The organism is Photobacterium sp. GSS17 (genome assembly GCF_028621875.1).
Lineage (GTDB): Bacteria > Pseudomonadota > Gammaproteobacteria > Enterobacterales > Vibrionaceae > Photobacterium > Photobacterium ganghwense.
This window is the reverse complement of the sequence record NZ_CP117517.1, coordinates 1,012,991-1,032,764: the sequence shown is the minus strand read 5'-3', so window position 1 is coordinate 1,032,764 and position 19,774 is coordinate 1,012,991. Positions and strand designations below refer to the sequence as shown.

The 19,774-nt window shown below is 49.3% G+C and carries 17 protein-coding genes and 1 tRNA gene; 5 read left to right on the top strand and 13 right to left on the bottom strand.

Translation table 11 applies throughout. The annotated features are described in order from the left end of the window. Nucleotides 1–35 precede the first annotated feature (35 nt). On the bottom strand, nt 36–662 hold the full coding sequence (gene clpP, locus PGW97_RS04670) for an ATP-dependent Clp endopeptidase proteolytic subunit ClpP (protein WP_047887558.1): 627 nt from the start codon (nt 660–662) through the stop codon (nt 36–38). Nucleotides 663–769: 107 nt separating this feature from the next. Continuing rightward, the gene (gene tig / locus PGW97_RS04665) at nt 770–2,071 is read right to left on the bottom strand and encodes a trigger factor (RefSeq protein ID WP_047887557.1); all 1,302 of its coding nucleotides are present in this window, start codon (nt 2,069–2,071) and stop codon (nt 770–772) included. 728 nt (nt 2,072–2,799) lie between these two features. Here tig and PGW97_RS04660 point away from each other — a divergent pair. Then, nucleotides 2,800–3,693 (top strand): SDR family NAD(P)-dependent oxidoreductase, encoded by an 894-nt coding sequence (locus tag PGW97_RS04660; protein WP_273858954.1) that lies wholly within the window; start codon nt 2,800–2,802, stop codon nt 3,691–3,693. A gap of 44 nt (nt 3,694–3,737) precedes the next feature. Here the strand turns inward: PGW97_RS04660 and PGW97_RS04655 are convergent, their stop codons facing one another. Together PGW97_RS04655 and PGW97_RS04650 are read right to left on the bottom strand one after the other, a co-directional pair. Beyond that, the gene (locus PGW97_RS04655) at nt 3,738–4,316 is read right to left on the bottom strand and encodes an O-methyltransferase (RefSeq protein ID WP_273858952.1); all 579 of its coding nucleotides are present in this window, start codon (nt 4,314–4,316) and stop codon (nt 3,738–3,740) included. A 526-nt stretch (nt 4,317–4,842) separates the two neighbouring features. After that, nucleotides 4,843–4,919: transfer RNA gene (locus PGW97_RS04650), tRNA-Arg, on the bottom strand. Between the two features lie 422 nt (nt 4,920–5,341). On the opposite strand from PGW97_RS04650, the gene folD reads away from it, so the two are divergent. Further along, on the top strand, nt 5,342–6,199 hold the full coding sequence (folD, locus tag PGW97_RS04645) for a bifunctional methylenetetrahydrofolate dehydrogenase/methenyltetrahydrofolate cyclohydrolase FolD (protein ID WP_273858950.1): 858 nt from the start codon (nt 5,342–5,344) through the stop codon (nt 6,197–6,199). 208 nt (nt 6,200–6,407) lie between these two features. On the opposite strand, the gene galU is transcribed toward folD, so the two are convergent. Together galU and rfaH are read right to left on the bottom strand one after the other, a co-directional pair. Then, nucleotides 6,408–7,316 carry a UTP--glucose-1-phosphate uridylyltransferase GalU gene (galU, locus tag PGW97_RS04640; RefSeq protein WP_047887554.1) on the bottom strand — a complete coding sequence of 303 codons (909 nt, stop codon included), beginning with the start codon at nt 7,314–7,316 and terminating at the stop codon, nt 6,408–6,410. 68 nt (nt 7,317–7,384) lie between these two features. Then, nucleotides 7,385–7,882, bottom strand: a complete 498-nt coding sequence (gene rfaH, locus PGW97_RS04635) for a transcription/translation regulatory transformer protein RfaH (RefSeq protein ID WP_047887553.1) — start codon at nt 7,880–7,882, stop codon at nt 7,385–7,387. A gap of 412 nt (nt 7,883–8,294) precedes the next feature. Between rfaH and PGW97_RS04630 the strand changes: the two genes are divergently transcribed. Continuing rightward, the gene (locus PGW97_RS04630) at nt 8,295–9,686 is read left to right on the top strand and encodes a peptide MFS transporter (protein WP_047887552.1); all 1,392 of its coding nucleotides are present in this window, start codon (nt 8,295–8,297) and stop codon (nt 9,684–9,686) included. Nucleotides 9,687–9,919: 233 nt separating this feature from the next. Here PGW97_RS04630 and PGW97_RS04625 read toward each other — a convergent pair whose 3' ends face one another. Then, nucleotides 9,920–10,969, bottom strand: a complete 1,050-nt coding sequence (locus PGW97_RS04625) for a response regulator (RefSeq protein WP_273858948.1) — start codon at nt 10,967–10,969, stop codon at nt 9,920–9,922. A gap of 509 nt (nt 10,970–11,478) precedes the next feature. Between PGW97_RS04625 and PGW97_RS04620 the strand changes: the two genes are divergently transcribed. Next, complete coding sequence (locus PGW97_RS04620; protein WP_047887550.1) at nt 11,479–12,354, top strand: LysR family transcriptional regulator; 876 nt, start codon at nt 11,479–11,481, stop codon at nt 12,352–12,354. 277 nt (nt 12,355–12,631) lie between these two features. Continuing rightward, nucleotides 12,632–13,231, top strand: a complete 600-nt coding sequence (locus PGW97_RS04615; RefSeq protein WP_047887549.1) for a Yip1 family protein — start codon at nt 12,632–12,634, stop codon at nt 13,229–13,231. A 97-nt stretch (nt 13,232–13,328) separates the two neighbouring features. Here PGW97_RS04615 and purF read toward each other — a convergent pair whose 3' ends face one another. From purF to truA, 6 genes are all read right to left on the bottom strand, one after another. Further along, nucleotides 13,329–14,846, bottom strand: coding sequence for an amidophosphoribosyltransferase (purF, locus tag PGW97_RS04610; RefSeq protein WP_047887548.1), 1,518 nt, complete (start codon nt 14,844–14,846; stop codon nt 13,329–13,331). Nucleotides 14,847–14,991: 145 nt separating this feature from the next. Beyond that, nucleotides 14,992–15,483 (bottom strand): colicin V production protein, encoded by a 492-nt coding sequence (gene cvpA / locus PGW97_RS04605; RefSeq protein ID WP_217391155.1) that lies wholly within the window; start codon nt 15,481–15,483, stop codon nt 14,992–14,994. 64 nt (nt 15,484–15,547) lie between these two features. Continuing rightward, nucleotides 15,548–16,186, bottom strand: coding sequence for a cell division protein DedD (gene dedD, locus PGW97_RS04600; RefSeq protein WP_273858947.1), 639 nt, complete (start codon nt 16,184–16,186; stop codon nt 15,548–15,550). Nucleotides 16,187–16,188: 2 nt separating this feature from the next. Further along, a complete protein-coding gene (gene folC / locus PGW97_RS04595; protein WP_273858946.1) occupies nt 16,189–17,463 on the bottom strand; it encodes a bifunctional tetrahydrofolate synthase/dihydrofolate synthase in 1,275 nt (424 codons plus the stop codon). A 185-nt stretch (nt 17,464–17,648) separates the two neighbouring features. Next, nucleotides 17,649–18,581 carry an acetyl-CoA carboxylase, carboxyltransferase subunit beta gene (accD, locus tag PGW97_RS04590; RefSeq protein ID WP_047887545.1) on the bottom strand — a complete coding sequence of 311 codons (933 nt, stop codon included), beginning with the start codon at nt 18,579–18,581 and terminating at the stop codon, nt 17,649–17,651. A gap of 204 nt (nt 18,582–18,785) precedes the next feature. After that, nucleotides 18,786–19,571, bottom strand: a complete 786-nt coding sequence (gene truA / locus PGW97_RS04585) for a tRNA pseudouridine(38-40) synthase TruA (RefSeq protein WP_047887544.1) — start codon at nt 19,569–19,571, stop codon at nt 18,786–18,788. Nucleotides 19,572–19,774: the final 203 nt, after the last annotated feature.

Sequence of the window (19,774 nt, the reverse complement as noted above, 5' to 3'; positions counted from 1 at the left end):
CTCCGTAAGGAAACATTTCCCACCGGAGCAAATCATCAGTTGTTACGCTGGCTCAAAACAGCATCGACCAAGCCGTATTCCACCGCTTGCTCAGCCGACATAAAGTTATCACGATCTGTGTCTCGTTCAACCACTTCCAGCGGCTGACCCGTATGGTCGGCCAGCAGGTTGTTAAGACGATTCTTGATCGTCAGGATTTCCTGAGCATGGATCTGAATATCGGATGCCTGACCCTGGAAACCGCCCAGAGGCTGGTGAATCATGACACGAGAATTCGGCAGGCAGTAACGTTTCCCTTTAGCACCGCCAGCCAGCAGGAAGGCACCCATAGAGCAAGCCTGACCCATACATACTGTGCTCACGTTTGGCTTGATGTACTGCATGGTGTCATAAATAGACATACCTGCAGTTACTGAACCACCTGGTGAGTTAATGTATAGGAAGATATCTTTATCCGGGTTCTCGGATTCCAGGAACAGAAGCTGGGCAACAACCAGATTAGCCATATGATCTTCAACCTGGCCGGTCAAGAAGATCACACGCTCTTTTAACAGTCGGGAATAGATGTCGTAGGAACGTTCACCACGTGAAGTCTGCTCGACCACCATAGGAACCAGCGCATCCAAAATCGGCGACATAGCGTTTTTGTCTTGGTAGCTCATAACGTTATTTCCCTAAAATAAATGGCCCGAATGAAATTACTCTCACACGGACCATTGTTAGCAGAAGATTTGAAGTAAAGTCAAATCTCTACAGTAATTTCAGCAAATTAAGCAGCTGGTTGGTTCATCAGCTCGTTAAAGCCAACTTCTTTCTCAGAAACCTGAGCTTTCGCCAGCAGCGCGTCGATTGCTTGCTCTTCCAGAGCAACGTTACGCATGTTGTTCATCATTTGCTCGTTTTGCTCGTAGTAAGCAACAACTTCTGATGGATCTTCGTATGCAGAAGCCATTTCAGCGATGATTGCTTTAACGCGCTCTTCATCAACTTTCAGCTCTTCAGACTTGATCACTTCACCCAGCAGCAGGCCAACAACTACGCGGCGCTTAGCTTGCTCTTCGAACAGCTCACGTGGCAGTTCAGGTGCGTTCTGAGCGTTGCCGCCGAAACGTTGAACAGCTTGCTGACGCAGAACATTGATTTCCTGATCGATCAGAGCAGCAGGAACAGTGATGTCGTTTTGCTCAACCAGACCGTTCAGCACCTGATCTTTGATGCGAGCTTTAACAGCTTGCTTCATTTCACGTTCCATGTTCTTGCGAACTTCTGCTTTCAGACCGTCAACAGAACCGTCTTCGATACCGAATTTAGCAACGAACTCTTCAGTCATTTCTGGCAGTTCCTGCGCTTCAACTTTGTGCAGTTTGATAGCGAAAGATGCTGCTTTACCTTTCAGGTTTTCAGCGTGGTATTCTTCTGGGAAAGTCACTTCTACAGTGAACTCTTCGCCAGCTTTCTTACCAACGATACCGTCTTCGAAACCTGGGATCATGCGGCCCTGGCCCATTGCCAGTGCAAAACCTTCAGCTTTACCGCCTTCGAACTCTTCGCCGTCGATAGAGCCAGTGAAGTCGATAGTTACGCGGCTATCTTCAACTGCTGCTGCGTCAACTTCTTTCCAAGTTGCCTGCTGCTTACGCAGAGTATCCAGCATCGCTTCAACGTCTTCGTCTTTCACGTTTACAGTTGGTTTTTCAACTGCGATTTTGTCCAGACCAGACAGTTCGATTTCTGGGAATACTTCGAAAGACGCTTTGAATACCAGGTCTTTACCTTCAGCGATTTCTACTGGAGTGAAAGTTGGTGCGCCTGCTGGGTTAATTTTTTCTTTTACGATTGCTTCGATGTAGTGACGCTGCATCACTTCACCCAGAATGTCCTGACGTACAGATGCGCCGAACATACGAGCAACCATTTTCAGCGGAGCTTTACCTGGACGGAAACCATCGAAACGACGATTCTTCGCGATTTTCTTCAGTTCAGCGGCTACTGCATCTTCGATGTTAGCAGCTGGTACTGTGATAGTTAGTTGGCGTTCTAGACCTTCAGTGGTTTCAACGGTAACTTGCATTTTATATAACCTCAAAACTTACTCAGTTTGTCTGAGTGATGTTGCCGATCAGCGGCGCTGACGGTGGCATCCTTTCGTGTTATGGCTGACGCTCGTCAAAACCATAACGCCTGAATTCTGATAATTTCTGTTCTGCCGGCCTAAACGCCAATGAGCCAGAAATTAAAAACGCGGTATTATAGCGATCCTGTGCCTGCTCGTCGAGACAGCTACACCGCACCGCAATTTGACCATTCACACAAGATAGGGGCAAAAATTCCATTTACAAGAGAAAAGCGTAAAAAAATCGCGGCTAATTAAGATTTTTTGAGCACGTCCTGAAATATTCGTACTAAACACCATCCAAACGCTGCAATTTACACCACCTGTTTTTGTCTTCCACCCTGACCGGTTGCTGAACTTTTATACATCTGAGTACGTATGATTTCTCAAATCGTGGTTGTTCATAGTGCTCCACCAGCAGCTCTTAAGATTGAGAACTGTTAGGCCACCGCTTAACCAAGTCGACAGACACTAATAAAATTGCACCTAAGGCCAATGCGAACAAGAGGTAAAGCCATGACCAGGCCAAAAACCAAACTAAACGTTAATGACCCTCAACGCTTTCAGACAGGGTCTGGCAGATAAGTTATTGTAAATAAAAACGTATGAATCAATGAATACCAATCAGGTTTTGTAAATGAGTGCCACAATGGGATTCAGAACGTTCAAAAAGTAAGGATGGACACATGAGCCGGCGGGCTGATGCGGTGAAGAAGGTGATGATTGTCGGCAGTAGCGGTGGAATCGGTATGGCCTTGGTGCGTTATTGTCTCGAAATCGGCTGCCAGGTAGCCGCCCTTACCCGCTCCCCATCACCGGCTTTGGCTGCATTGCAACAGGCTGTACCCAACAGATTGGCGATTGTTGAGTGCGATTTGCTTGATCATCAACCGCAAGTAGAAGCACGCCTGTCACTACTTTTTGCCCGATACGGATACCCTGACTGGATCATTAACGCTGCTGGTTTCCTGCATGCTGGCACCACATCTCATTCTGATTTGCACAAAGGGCTAAAGGATGGGCTAAACAAAGGTGCCAGTGTTGCCCACATTAAGAGAGAACCACTTAACCAAAGCCGAATTCCCACAGCTTCTACTCAGCCTCAGATATCACAATGCCAGATGCCGGAAAAACGCTTGTCAGAGATCACGCCAGCTTTCTTAGAGCACAATCTTCGCGCCAACCTTTACCTCAGTATCGCGCTTGCTCAGTGTTGTGATAATCTGCTTCCCCGCAGTACACCGTTCCGGTTTGCCTGTTTATCAGCGATGGTGGGATCAATCGCCGATAACCATTCGGGAGGCTGGTACAGTTACCGCATCAGCAAAGCTGCGCTCAACATGTTTCTCAAAACACTGAGCCTCGAATGGAAACGCCAGTTTCCTAATGCCTGTGTGGCGGCCATTCATCCGGGTACGACCGACACCCAGTTGTCGGCTCCCTTTCAATCGCGTATTACGGCAAGCAAATTGTATTCGTCGGACATTTCGGCCCAGCGGATCGTCAGTGTGATCGAGTCAATGACACCGGAGCAAAGCGGGCACTTCTATCACTGGGACGGGTCAGTGCTTCCCTGGTAATCCCGTTGTGGCAATGAACAATATCCACCTATCAACACAGACGCTTAGTGCTTGTAAATCAAAAACTCCCCTTTTCCTACCGGAACCAGTGCTGCGTCAAATCCGGTCTCCTGTATGAAGTAATCCATAAAAGGTTGCAGCTCTTGTTGATGGGAAATGGCGTTGTCGCACACCAGAAGGCCCCCGGATGCCAGCAACCGTGTCAGGTCCGGCAGCATGGTCATATATGCACTGCGATCCGCATCCAGGAAAATAAAATCAAACGGTGTGGTCAGAATGGTGAGCAGCGCCGTGGCATCCCCTTGCATAATGTCAATGCGCTCCGCCAAACCCGCCTGCAAAAAATAGTGCTGTGCCTCTTCGATCTTATGCGGATTTTGCTCCAGCGTTGTCACCATGCCCGATGGCCCTAATGCATTCGCCAACCACAGTGTCGAGTATCCATTGGATGTCCCGATTTCTAATACCCGCCGAGCACCGCTGGTTTTAACCAATACCTGCAACAGCTCCCCTGTGTCCTTGGTGATATTAAGATATTTTCGCGCACGCTCGGTTTCCGCAGCGTCGTTTTCAAATCCTTTGCGTTCAATATCCGTTAGCAATGATTGTAAATCCCTAGCCATCATCCATATCCTTTTTAAGCAACCTGCTCAGCCGTGTTTATAACCAAACCTCGGCACCAAACACTATTCGAGCGCCCGGTGCGCCCCGCAGCAAGAATAGCCTCCGATTTCCTGGCTCCTGTAAAAATTCCTTCAGGTTGAGACCCTAGCCACACATTCCACCAAAACAATCACTCCCCCTCACACCCAATGAATAAGCGTGTTGAAAAATAGATTGATTAACAAAATGTTACACATACCGAGTGCGCCACTTTAACGGGTGACCGACTCAAAAATATCAAAAAGAGAATGAAAGGTGACGAGAAGTAACGGAATGGCCAAAGGACACATGCCAGTAACACAGGAGACAGAAAAAGCGATGGCAGTGAAATACGAAATCCTTTCGAGTTGCTTCCCGGAGCTGGAGATATAGAGGGGAGGAAAAGACTATACAGGGCAGCCGCATGACAAGGCAGTCGCATAACGATGATGCCCCGGAAGAAATGAAAAAGCCGCAGCAGGAAAACCTGCTGCGGCTCGAAATGCATGGCGCGCCCTGCAGGATTCGAACCTGCGACCACATGCTTAGAAGGCACGTGCTCTATCCAACTGAGCTAAGGGCGCACACTGCGTAACGCTGAGTTACGGGTCGGGATTATACGTTGCCGAAAATTAACGTCAACGTCTTTCCCCCTATTTTACGAGTATTTGCCATCAAGTGTTTAAACAAAGAGCAATGTGTCGGGGAAATGGTAATCTAATACGACGCATCGTTTAGGTAGGCCACACCATAGATTAATCACCAGGATAAGTTCGTAGTGGCAAGCAAACAGAACAGGCTTGTAACAAAATCGTTAAACAAAGTACAAAACACCAAAAGCAAACGTTTGCGCTATAGATCTTACTCACATTCTCTGCGACAATAGCGCCCAGATACACGATTGGTTATCGCCGCTCAATGCAGAAACTGCTTTCCTTTCCCTCTGCAGTGTTGGTTATGCCGTCGATACCCAATTGTTCAATCAATTACCGACCAAAGGAAAAACATGGCCGCTCAAATTATTGATGGAAAACTAATCTCACAAACGGTTCGTCAAGAAGTTGCCGCTCGCGTTAAGGCTCGTGTCGCTACTGGACTGCGTGCACCTGGTTTAGCTGTTGTGCTGGTAGGTAATGACCCTGCATCGCAGGTTTATGTCGGCAGCAAGCGTAAAGCCTGCGATGAAGTCGGCTTTCTTTCCAAGTCTTTCGACCTGCCGGCGACGACCACGGAAGCTGAGCTGCTCACTCTGATTGATGAGCTGAACAGAGACAAGGATATTGACGGGATTCTGGTGCAGTTGCCTCTGCCTGCCGGTATCGACAGCACCAAAGTCCTAGAGCACATTGTGCCTGAAAAGGATGTGGATGGCTTCCACCCTTACAACGTCGGCCGTCTGTGTCAGCGCATCCCGAAACTGCGCTCTTGTACCCCGAAAGGGATCATGACGCTGATGGAGCGCTACAATATTCCGGTACGCGGTAAACATGCCGTCATCGTGGGTGCCTCAAACATCGTAGGCCGTCCAATGACACTGGAGCTGCTGCTGGCCGGTGCCACCACCACAACTTGCCACCGCTTCACTCAGGATCTGGAAAATCATGTTCGCCAGGCTGACATTCTAGTCGTTGCCGTCGGTAAACCTAACTTCATTCCGGGTGACTGGATTAAGGAAGGCGCGACAGTGATCGATGTGGGCATTAACCGTCTTGATGACGGCAAGCTGATTGGCGATGTGGAATACGATGTTGCGCGTGAAAAAGCCCGCCACATTACCCCGGTACCAGGCGGTGTCGGCCCGATGACCGTTGCCACGCTGATTGAAAACACGCTACTGGCTTGCGAACAATACCACGGCGACTAAAACAAGCGCCACAAAGCGCTGGAAAGACCGAAACCGGACGCTTAAACCTGATGCAGTTGTACCCGCCCCAAGTACGGGATCTTCAACTGGTTCAAACATTAACTGGATCAAAAAAAGCGAGAGGCATCTGCCCCTCGCTTTTTTATGTAATCTGAATCAACAATAACCTAACGGGCATTTTGTCTGCGCGCACCCGCAGACAACAGTCTTACAGTTCAGTCTTCAGAGATTGCAGATAAGCTTTGAAATCTTCACCTAGCACATCATGGCGCAGGCCGTATTCCACAAACGCCTTCATGTAACCCAGCTTGCTGCCACAGTCGTGGCTCTTGCCAGACATATGGAAAGCATTGACCTGCTGCTTTTCCATCAGCATATCAATCGCATCTGTCAGCTGAATTTCATCACCAGCGCCAACTGGTGTGCGTGACAGCAATGGCCAGATCTCTGCCGGCAGGATATAACGACCAACTATAGCCAGGTTAGACGGTGCTTCTTCAAGAGCCGGTTTTTCAACCACTTTGCTCATCGCTGCACTTTCACCCGGTTTCAGCTCTGCCCCGCCCACATCGGCGACACCGTAGCTGGACACCTCTGACATCGGCACAGGTTCAACCATGACCTGGCTGATCCGCGTTTCATTAAAGGCATTCACCATCGCAGCCATATTCTCACGGCGCAGATCGCTGGCAGCATCATCCAGAATGACATCCGGCAGTACCACAGCAAACGGCTCGTCACCGACCAGCGGATAAGCACACAGTACAGCGTGACCCAGGCCTTTCGCCTGCCCCTGACGCACATGCATAATGGTTACGTCTGGCGGACAAATCTTCTGAACTTCATCCAGCAGCTGACGCTTCACACGTTTTTCCAGCGTGGCTTCCAGCTCGAACGAGGTGTCGAAGTGGTTTTCAATGGAGTTCTTCGACGAATGGGTTACCAGAACAATTTCCTTGATACCTGCCGCCACACACTCGTTAACCACATATTGAATCAGTGGCTTATCAACGATAGGCAACATTTCTTTCGGAATGGCCTTTGTTGCAGGAAGCATTCGTGTACCTAGACCGGCAACAGGGATCACTGCCTTACGAACAGAGGAAGTTTTATGCATTATGTTGTTCCATATTTCAATTGTCCCGGCAACTATATCAAAGACTCACGCGCTTACCGAGTCCGGAACTAAAGTTTAATTAAATCTTCGTTCTGAACACTCACCTTCACTGGACGGCCTAACAAGTTGATCAGCATAAAAGAACGCTTCTCTCCGTCCGGTTCCTGGTAAATGGCTTCAATGCCTTTAAATTGTCCCTGGGTCAGTTTCAGCGTGTCGCCCGGTTTAGGCAGGTTGGTCAATTTGGCTTGCTGCTCTTCCGAATCCTCGTTCATCATCAGGCCGTAAATCAGGTCCGGTGACACCACCTGAGGCTTCGCTCCCTGACGAATAAAGTCAGCCACGCCACGTGTTGAACGTACTGTGGTATAGCTGATCGCCTCGGGATCAAAGTACACAAACATGTAGCTCGGAAACAAAGGTTCAAAATCGGTTATCCGCTTGCCACGGATGATTTTTTCTACCGTAACCTGAGGGTAGTAGCACTCAACCCCTTGACGATCCAGATTGATCACCGCTCGTTCTTGTTCACTCCGCTTACAATACAAAAGGTACCAATCTTTCATGCTCGTCTCTGTCCATTCTCAAATTTTTCCGAGCTGCCATTATAGTTTTTACAACCTAAACGACAAACAAATAGTCATTCACCTGCCTCAAATCGGCTAAAAACCGCCCTTTTCACACCAAATTTGTAACAATAATGAATAAAACATCATTCACGACACATAAAACTAAAAATAATTAAAAAATCGAAATTTAATAAATAAATAACCGTTTATTACGAGATTTGTAACAAATGTCGATAGGGAAATCTGAAATTTCAGTTTTGACCGGTTTTCATACAAGCTCTTTTGTATCAATATGTTATCTCGTTTAGATTTTGTTTTGATTTTGTAAAGATTTGCAGTTTATTAATTTGTCATTTATAAATAGCTCCGCATTTGCAAACACAAATCCAACCATTCTTAGAGAATAATTATGAGCAATCTTAAAAGTGGGACCCTGTTGGGCCATCCAAAAGGTTTGTTCTTGCTGTTTGGAACCGAACTGTGGGAACGCTTTTCATACTATGCTATGCGTGCCATCTTGGTACTATACCTCACAGATAAAACCATCAATGGTGGTTTAGGCTGGACAACGCAGGACGCACTGAATCTATACGGTATTTATACTGGCCTGGTTTACATCACTCCTTTAATCGGTGGCTGGATTGCCGATAACTTCTTGGGCCAACGCCGCTCTATCATCATTGGCGGCCTGTTAATGGCACTGGGTCAGTTTACCCTGGCACTACCAAATGACATGGTAGGCACTCACTCTGTTTCGGCCTTCTATCTGGGTCTTGCCCTTCTGATTGTGGGTAACGGTCTGTTCAAGCCGAATATCTCGACTATGGTAGGTGACCTGTATCAGGAAGGCGATCACCGCCGTGACGGTGCCTTCACCATTTTCTACATGGGCATCAACCTGGGCTCACTGCTGGCTGGTATCATTGCGGGTTCTGCATCTGCTGCTTACGGCTGGAAAGCAGGCTTCCTGACTGCCGGTATCGGTATGCTGATCAGCCTGGTGACTCAAATGGTATTTGCTGAGCGCCTGCTGGGTAACATCGGTAAAGTGCCTGCTGCAAAGCGCGCTGCTGAAATGAATGAGTCCGGCAAAAAAGAGCCACTGACCAGGAAAGAACGCGACCGCCTGAAAGTGATTATGATCATGGGTATGTTCGTGGTAATTTTCTGGGCAGGTTTCGAGCAGGCCGGTGGTTTGATGAATATCTTCTCGCAGCAGTACACTGACCGTATGCTGGGTGACTTCGAAGTTCCGGCTGCCTGGTTCCAGTCACTGAACCCGTTCTTTGTTATTACTCTGGCTCCAATCATCGCGTCTATCTGGGTGAAAATGGGTTCTAAAGAGCCAGCGTCACCGGTGAAATTTGCTCTGGGTCTGTTCTTCCTGGCTGCTGGCTTCCTGTGTATGGTTGGCGCGGTACTGGAGCAAGGCGGTGATTTGACCGTGAAGACCTCTATGATGTGGCTGGTCGGTGCATACTTCTTCCATACTCTGGGTGAACTGTGCCTGTCTCCAATCGGTCTGTCTCTGGTCACGAAACTGGCTCCGCTTCGCCTGGCTTCTCTGATGATGGGTGCCTGGTTTGGTTTCAACGCAGTGGCAAACTACGTAGCAGGTATTATCGGTGCTCACGTAGGCGAAGCCGGTCCGATGGCTATCTTCAGTGGTATCGCGATCGCAGCTACTCTGTCTGGTATCCTGCTGCTGATGTGCTCGAACAAACTGATTAGCTGGATGCACGGTGCAGAAGGCTACGTTGAGAAAGACGAGTTAGCTGACGCGAAACCTGTCGAAGCCTAAGCTCAGATATCGATTCAGACGTCCCATCTCCACAGGCCAATACTTTCCGGCACAAAACGTGGATTTAAGATGAGGATAGGATTGAGAATAAAAAAGCGAGAGCCGGGCTCTCGCTTTTTGCTATGTGTGTTTTACGTTGTGATTTGTACTTTGTGCTAAGGGAATCAAGCAGGAAAACAACCTACATCATCACCAACCATCACTATCAAGCCATCACCATCCAGCCATTACTATCAAGCCATCCCTCGGCGTTTCAGAGTCAAACTGAAACTGGTGGTGCCGGTTTCGCACAGAGATAGACGCCCCCCGGAATCCGCCAGTTGGAGCGTTACACTGGCGTTTCGCCGGGCATTATTTCCCAACCATGAACGGGCTTGGATGAGCTGATCACCATCACTGGTTTGCAACATGGCAGCCAGACCCGTCGATACAATAGTCAGAGTCCTGTCGGTGGCATCAAACTGACCGAAAATCCCCCTGATCGGTGAGGCATAGCCTGAATTGAGCATGCCCTTCTCTATCAGCTTGATCAAATCACTCAGATCATACCCTTCCGCCATCCGTGTGCGGAGAAAGTCATTAAAAAAGGCACGTATCAGCAACGTGGTTGCGGTACCGTTATCATCGCCCGAGGCTGAATCCACCACATAGAAAGCCAATCGCCCGTCCATCAGCCAGGTATAATCAAGCAGCACAGGCTGTACATCTGCGGGTTGCAACACACAGTAATTGAGCTGCCAGTCACCCTGTACAGACTCTGTATCCGGCATCAGCCCCAGCAGCAATTCACGGGCTGCGCGAGGATTGGTTTTCAGCTCCTCAATGTGCCACTCCAGCTCTTCATCAATGATGGCTTCGTCATCAACACTCACCCACTGGCTGGAAAATCCGGACGCCCCGGTGATGGAATCCTGCGACTTCAGCACAGAAAGAATCGCTGACTTCAACACCATGATGTTATCCAGCGGTTTAATCAGAAAATCTTTGACCCCGTGGCGCAATGCTGTTGCCACATCCGACATATTCCCGGTACCGGAAATCACGATGATAGGCACCATCGGGTACTGCAATGATACTTCTTCAACAAACTCCATACCGGTGACGACCGGCATTGCCAAATCACACAACAGGACATCAGGCATCCCTTCGCGGAGCGCACGCAAGCCTTCCAAGCCATCTTCCGCTTCCCGAACCCGGCAACCTTCATTGTTTAAAAACCCAGTCAGCATCATTCTGAAAACCGGGTCGTCCTCGACGATAAGCACGTCTTTACCTTCAAGCAACTTTGACTCCCCTGACGATCTGTACCGATGACTGTCCATTGTGTTGGCTAAATCAGGATGCAATGAATAGCTACTCATAACACTTCGCTACGCAGTGAACTTAACAAAAGCATAGGCCTGATTCTGCCAATAGTCAGTCAATTACAGTTATATAAATAACCAACAATTCTTTTTGTTAAATTCATCAAAATTCAACACCTCCAATCGTTCCAACTTGAAATACTGGAACTTGAGGCAGCTTTTATCCGATAATTATCCGTTTATTGACCCATTCCAGTGTGTTATCTCGCAACCAGATAACTTAGGTCTGTGACTCTGCGGGTATGCCTGTGAAGCTTGACCTGATACCCAAGTATTCTGGTCTTTTCGGGAAACCGCTAAAGAGTCAATGGCATATCGAGAAAATTATCGATATCTTGATTTATAGCAAAACTTGTAATGATAACGACATCTTTTGACACATTTTGTTATACAATTCTCGATTATTAAGTTTTCAGTGATGTAGAGTGATGAAGCTTGACGATTTGAATTTATTCCGCATGGTTGTGGAAAACGGGAGTTATACCGCAGCATCTCGCAAAACTCAGGTTCCCGTAGCCACTCTGACGCGGCGTATTCAGGCACTGGAAGAATGCCTGAACATTCGCCTGCTGAACCGTCATGCACGGAAACTCTCCCTGACGGAAGCCGGTCAAAAATTTTACGATGACTGCAGCCCGCTGCTTCAACGTCTGGTGGATACCGCCGAGCATATCAGCGAAGAATGTAAAGGCGCTGCTGGTAAGCTGAAAATTGCGGCACCATCAAACCTAACCAAGGTTATGCTGCAGCCGCTGTTTAATGCGTTTATGCGTGAGCATCCGGCCATCAATATTGAGCTTTCCATGAGCAATGATCCGGAACTGCTGGATCCAACCGACTGGGATGTCATTTTTCGGGTCGGGCCGCAGCGTGACTCCACCCTGATCGCTCGTAAAGTCAATGCAGTGAAAGACATTCTGGTGGTTAGCCCGGAATACCTGAAACATCACCCGGAGCCAAAGCATGCGCAGGATCTCCACCAGCACCCGTTGCTGAAAGGCAAACCTCTGCTGCGATGGCGCCTGACTGACTGCAATGGCGAAACCATCACCGTCAGTGACCGTGGCCGTTTCGAAGCTAACGAGCTCAATGTTGTCCGCGAGGCATGCATTGCCGGGCTGGGTATTACCCTGATGCCCGATGTCATGCTGGAACAATACATTCAGACTGGCGAATTAGTGCAGATCCTGGATAACTGGTCATCCAATCCGCGGGATGTTTACCTGATGTACAACCACCGCGATTACCAACCAGAAAAGCTGCGCCTCTTTATTGAGTTCGCCAGCGACTACTTCAAGCTGTAGCCCCTCTTTTGCAGCAGGTTTAATCTCAAACCTGCTGCATGCCATTTCTTGCCAAGCCCTCCAACCCCGACTAAATGTTATTAATACTGGCATGATAACGCCTTCAGGCCGCTACCTGTTCGTTGCAACTTGCAACGATAGCCAAGGTGAATTGAGCAATAAACTGAATTGCTCAATAGGCGTTTTCAAGAACAGACGGAGAAGAACACTAAAGATTGGGGAGCGTGTTCTTTGATAGTGGAAATGTGCAGCATGCACAGCACAACGAGGAAACGTTATGATTCTGGGACATTTATTCGGATTGTATACCCATCCCAAGCAGGAATGGCGGGCCATTGACAAGGAGCATGAAGGGATTCAGGGCAGTTTGAGCCACATTATGCTGATTGCTTTGCTGCCACCGATTTTTGCTTTCATCTCCAGTGTGTTTATTGGCTGGCGAATTGGTGTTGGGGAACCTATTTACCTGACCCAAGGCAGTGCGCTCGGCATGTCTGTCGCGATGTATTTTGCGCTGATTGCCGGTGTGTTTGCGCTGGCTTACCTGACTCACTGGATGAGCCACACTTTTGGTTCTACCCCGACATTTACTCAGTCTTTAGAACTGGCAGCTTACACTGCCACCCCACTCTTTATGGTAAGCATCGCTGCTATCTACCCACAGCTTTGGTTTTTGATGCTGGCCGGATTGATTGGCGTAGCCTACTCGGTTTACCTGCTTTATACCGGTGTGCCAATTCTGATGCACATTCCGGAAGAGCGAGGATTTATCTACTCCAGCTCTATTGTCACCTGTGGCTTGGTACTGCTGGTATCAATCATCGCCGGCTCTGTCATCCTGTGGAATATGGGACTCGGCCCGCAGTTTAGCTCTTAGCTCGACATTTTTCCGCAGGCAATGACTTGCGAGCAATAAAAAACGGGAGACACTGAGTCTCCCGTTTTTATTCGTTGCAGCAAGCATCTACTTATCTTTACACGCCTTCGTTGTGCAATTCCAGGTTCGCCAGATCCTGCTGGATCTCGCGCTGGGTTTTTGCATCTTCACTGCGCAGTGACTGCAGGTAATCCAGATACGCCTGATCGATATCGCCGGTTACATAAGTACCACTGAAGACGGACGCTTCAAACTGCTGGATGTCCGGATTTCCTTCGGCAACAGCAGCCACCAGATCGTCCAAGTCTTGGAAAATCAGGCCATCGGCACCAATCATCTTACAGATTTCGTCCACTTCACGACCGTGCGCAATCAGTTCATTGGCACTTGGCATATCGATGCCGTATACGTTCGGGAAGCGAACTTCTGGTGCTGCCGAGGCCAAGTACACTTTGCGAGCACCCGCTTCACGAGCCATCTCGATGATCTGCTCTGATGTGGTACCACGAACAATGGAGTCATCCACCAGCAAAACATTTTTATCTTTGAACTCAGAACGGATCGCATTCAGTTTACGACGAACTGACTTACGACGCATTTGCTGCCCTGGCATGATAAACGTCCGGCCGACATAGCGGTTTTTCACAAAGCCCTGGCGGTAAGGCTTATCCAGCGTCTGTGCAATTTCCAGCGCACTGTCACACGAGGTTTCAGGGATTGGAATCACCACATCGATATCCAGGTCGCCCCACTCGCGCTTGATTTTCTCACCCAGTTTCTGACCCATACACACACGGGCACTGTAAACGGACACTTTATCAATGAACGAATCAGGACGGGCAAAGTACACAAACTCGAACACACAAGGGTTCAGAGCCGGGTTATCAGCACACTGTTCAGTAAACAGCTGACCATCAAAAGTCACAAATATGGCTTCACCCGGGGCAACGTCACGCATGAAGTCAAAACCTACAGCATCCAGTGCCACAGATTCCGATGCCACCATGTATTCAATCTGGCCATTCACTTCACGCTTGCCCAGACACAACGGACGAATGCCGTTGGGATCGCGGAATGCCAGCATGCCGTGACCGATAATCATAGACACCACCGCATAGGCACCGGCGACGGTACGGTGTACTTCACGGACAGCTTCAAAAATCTCAGCCGGAGAAATTGGGTATGATTTAGCACCTTCCAGCTGGTAAGCCAGAACGTTCAGCAGAACTTCGGAGTCGGAGGTGGTGTTGACATGGCGGCGGGCTATTTCGAACAGTTTCTCTTTCACTTCGGCAGCATTGGTCAGGTTGCCATTGTGCGCCAGTGAGATACCGTAAGGGGAGTTGACATAAAACGGCTGCGCTTCAGACGCGCTAGAGCTGCCTGCGGTCGGGTAACGGACATGGCCAATCCCGACGTTGCCCTGCAAACGCTGCATGTGTTTAGCTTCAAACACATCGCGTACCAGGCCATTTGCTTTTCTCAGACGGAAACGATTGCTTTCCAGGGTAACAATACCAGCCGCATCCTGGCCACGGTGCTGCAGCACGGTCAGTGCATCATAGATAGACTGGTTTACCGGGGTAGAACCCACGATTCCGACAATACCACACATGTCCTAAATCCTCGTCACGCTTTCATAGTCGCTTAGTTAAATTTCAGCGGGTATCCCGCGCCTGCCGGATCCCCGCTGAAACCTGTGTCCTTGTAACTATCAGTGGCCTTTGCCAATCTGATCCCTAATCTTGGACCAGACGCTGTCAGATAGCGCCTGGTAAAAAGCTTGATGTGTCCTTGAGGTAGCTGAAGAACCATTCAATGACGACCCCGAACTGAGGGATTAACTGTGACTGTTGCCACCAGTCAGCCTTAGAAAACCCAGTGAAGGCGTCAATGAAAAACAGTATCGCAGCAACAATCAAAACGCCGCGTACCCCACCAAACACAATACCCAATACCCGATCAGTCCCGGACAGGCCGGTTTTCTGAACCAGTTGGCCGATCACGTAGTTGACGACCGCGCCGACAATCAACGTGGCAATAAACAGGGCGGCGATAGCGCTACCGTTACGCAACATTTCATCCTGAATGTTGGTGAAGTAGGCAGCCAGCTGGGTATAAAAGTTACTCGCGACAAAAAAGGCTGCAAACCAAATCACGAGCGATAAGGCTTCTTTCACAAATCCTCGGATCAAACTGACCAGAGCAGAGAAGCCAATTACGCCTAAAATTACGTAATCAATCCAGATCATCATTTATTGTATTCTTCTTGTTGGAGCGTATTCTAACAGAAAAAATGCTAACGCAAACGTTTTCCTAAGGGTTTAGTGGATTAAATCTGAGCAATCGACCTTTTAATCCGGTTAAATTTTCTAACTCATTGAGCTGGCCGGATAACTTCTCTTTCGAGACATCAGGCCCCACTACGACCCGAGCCAAATCGCCCTTCTTAGGCTGTTTCGGGAAAACATGCGCCTGAAAACCGGCCTCACGTAAACGGCCTACCAGCGAATGGGCGTTATCAAAATTGCGGAACACACCGAGCTGAACGACCCAGCCGCTGTCCTGGTTACCCACTTGCGGTGCCGTTTCCGGCACGGGTGCCACCTTTACCGGTTGCTCTGCGACCTTAGCCGTTACCTTCTCCGTTACCTTTGGTGCCTCAGTTTTTACGGCCGGTCTGGCTTCCGGTTTTGCTTGAGAAACTTCAACCGCCGCCTCCCCATCGTCAATCACAACGGTCACCGGCTCATTCGGCAGAGAAACGTCTGCGAATTCCGGTTCAGGTATGGTTTCAAACTCTACCTCGTCGCTCATCTCAGGTTGCAAAGGAATGCTGGCAAACTGCTCCTGATAATGTTGCTTTTTGCCGTCAAACAAATCCGGCAGGAAGATAACGCCAATAGCAACAAGGATAATAGTGCCTATCAGGCGGCTCTGAAATTTACTTGCCACAATCACTCCTGTTTGTTTACTTCTATGTGACTGGAAATCTGTCCGACAGTGTAAAAGGAGCCAAATACAATTACCACATCCTGAGGCTCCGCCTCTGTCAATGCTTTGTCATAAGCCGCTTCTGGTGAATCGAAGCCCACCGTCTCTGCCGGTAGATGAGCCAGAATCTCAGACGCCGAAGCCGCGCGAGGTCCCGTCAGTGATGCCGGATACCAGCAATCAACCACCCCTTTCATTTCAGCGACCGTAGACGCAATGTCTTTGTCATGCAGCATAGCAACCACGGCGTGAATACGCCCTTTCGCTTCTTTTTGCTTGATCACCGTCAGTTGACGAGCAAAGTACTCTGCAGAATGCGGGTTATGTGCCACATCCATAATGATCAATGGGTGCTCGCCCACTCGCTGCATACGGCCCGGCAGAGATGCACTCGCCAACCCTTCGACAATTTGTTGGTCAGCAATATCCAGCTCAGCAACGGCAAGGGCCATCAGCGCGGTGGCAGCATTGGGTAACGGCAGTGACGGAACCGGCAGGTTTTCCAGCGTAAATCCGCCGCTGTGCCACGTCCAGCTGTCCTCTGTCAGCGCGTAGTCAAACTGGTAGCCCACCTGATACAGCTTGGCTCCAATGTCGTCAGCATGCGCCGGAACCGTCGCCGGTGGATTAGGCTGGCCACAAATCGCCGGTTTTCCGCTCCGGAAAATGCCGGCTTTTTCATAACCAATCACATTGATGTCATCGCCCAGCCAGTCAACGTGATCAACGGCAAGACTAGTGATCACAGAGACATCATGTTCTGCGATATTGGTGGCATCCAGACGACCTCCCAGCCCGACTTCCAGAACCACAACGTCAACCTTGTTGGTCTGGAACAACCGTAAAGCGGCCAGTGTGCCGAACTCAAACAGGCTGAGGCTGATATCGCCACGCTGCTGCTCAACAAAAGCAAACGCCTCGCTGTGGGCTGCATCCGGCAGTTCGCTGCCGTTAATACGCACGCGTTCGTTGTAACGAACCAGATGCGGCGAGCTGTATACGCCGACCGAGTAACCGGCTTTAAGGAGAATGGATTCCAGAATGGCGCAGGTTGAGCCTTTGCCATTGGTCCCGGCGACCGTGATCACCCGGTTAGCCGGTTTCGTCAGCGCCGCTTTTTGCGCGACGGCCTGCACCCGGTCTAATCCCAGATCAATCGCACTGGTATGGAGCTTTTCGAGATAAGAAAGCCATTCGGCTAAAGGAGAGGTTGCTAGAGGTGCTGTCAATCCGGACATTCTTCTTTATGTTCAGTCAAACCAAAAATATGGGCTCTAATTTAACACCTTATGCGCAGATGCCAAACTGCTGAACCGACATCGGGGAAGAAAAGCCCGTAAATGTCCGTACAGATACAGCAAACGGGGCATTCGCCCCGTTTGAATATACGTTGTCAACCAACAAAGAAAAAGGGTGCTCAGAATTACTCTTGAGAGCCTTCCGCTGGTTTCGGCTCTTCTTCTGCCACTTCGATGACAGGAGCAATGACCGGCACCACCATCGGTGATTCTGCATTAGTGAGTTTAGCCACCATGCCACCGATACGCTGACGCATTTCACGACGGTCAACAATCATGTCAATGGCACCGTGTTCCAGCAGGAATTCACTACGCTGGAAGCCTTCAGGCAGCTTTTCGCGTACCGTTTGCTCAATAACACGCTGGCCGGCAAAGCCAATCAGTGCTTTAGGCTCACCGATATTGATATCACCCAGCATCGCCAGACTTGCTGATACACCGCCCATCGTCGGGTCAGTCAGTACAGAAATGAACGGCAAACCTTTTGATGACAAACGCTCCAGTGCAGCACTGGTTTTCGCCATTTGCATCAGAGACATCAGGGCTTCCTGCATGCGGGCACCGCCACTGGCAGAGAAACACACTAGTGCACAGTTGTTTGCAATGGCTTCGTCAACCGCACGCACAAATTTCGCACCAACGACAGAACCCATCGAACCACCCATGAAGGAGAATTCAAATGCACAGGCGACCAGTGGCTGGCCCAGCAGTGTTCCTTTCATGGCGATCAGAGCGTCTTTCTCACCGCTGCTCTTCTGCGCGGCAGACAGACGATCTTTATATTTCTTCGAGTCACGGAACTTCAGCTTATCTTTTGGCTCCAGCTCCGCCGCAATTTCTTCCTGGCCTTCTGTATCAAGGAAGGTTTCCAGACGCTTACGCGCCTTCATGCGCATGTGGTGGTCACACTTCGGGCATACGTCGAGGTTACGCTCCAGATCAGCGTGATAAAGCACTTGTTCGCAAGAAGTACATTTGGTCCATACCCCTTCAGGGATAGACGCTTTGCGGGAAGAAACAATATTGCTTTTTGTAAGGATCTTTTCCAGCCAGCTCATGAATGACCTTTTATGTTCTTAATTTCCCTGCCTATCAGGTGATATACCATAAGCCAATGCGGCAGAGAATTACAAATTCGTTAAATTTCCGAGGTGGAATTAAAGCATAAACTTGTCAGTCTGTAGATAAAAAACTGGTATTACAAGTTGACTCCGACACACCCACCCCAAGGCTGTTGACGCCCTGTTGCAACCTTTTTGTGATTAATCCGGCAGAAATAGCGGACCAATCGGTGCTCGTGGTAACTCAAACTCCGCTGGATAATCGACATCAACCAGATAAAGACCTTCCGCCTTTGCTGTTGCCCCTGCCAAGGTACGATCTTTTTGTTCCAGCAGCCATTTGATCCACTCAGGTTTTTCTTCACCTTTGCCGACTTTGATCAGGCTGCCGGTAATGTTACGTACCATATGGTGGACAAATGCATTGGCTTTAATGTCAATAATCACAAAGTTGCCCTGTCGGCTGACGTTGAGATGCATCAGGTTTCGCCATGGGCTTAATGACTGACAATGCACGGCGCGAAAAGAGGTGAAATCATTTTCACCGAGCAGATACTGACCGGCCTCGTGCATCAGTTTTTCGTCCAGCTCACCATGGTAATGGCTGACACCCTTGCCCAGAATTGCAGGACGCAATGCATGGTTGTAAATAATATAGCGGTAACGTCGCGCCGTCGCACTGAATCGGGCATGGAAATCGTCATTGACCTCCTTTGCCCAACGAACCGCAATGTCTCCCGGCAAGTGGGCATTTGCTCCCATGCTCCAAGCCACCAGCTTACGGTTTACATTAGTATCAAAATGTACCACTTGCCCGGTGCCATGCACCCCGGCATCCGTCCGTCCGGCACACTGTACTTCAATCGGGTGGTTGGCAATTTTACTCAGCGCCTTTTCCAAACGCTCCTGAACACTGTCTACTTCGCGCTGGCGCTGCCAGCCGTAGTATTTTGCTCCGTCGTATTCAATACCTAACGCAATTCGCATAATTTACTTCGTTCTGTCGGACGGCTCTCAGCCGGTGTTACAAAGGGAGGGATTATAGGGAAAAAACCGCTATGTAGCGAGGGGCGAGATACAGCCGATTACAATTAACGTCGCGAATACAACCCATCCGCTCAGTCCTAAGGCGTAATGTAGCGGCCACAGCGACGGCCACAGATAAAAAACAGTCCCTGCACGGCAACGGG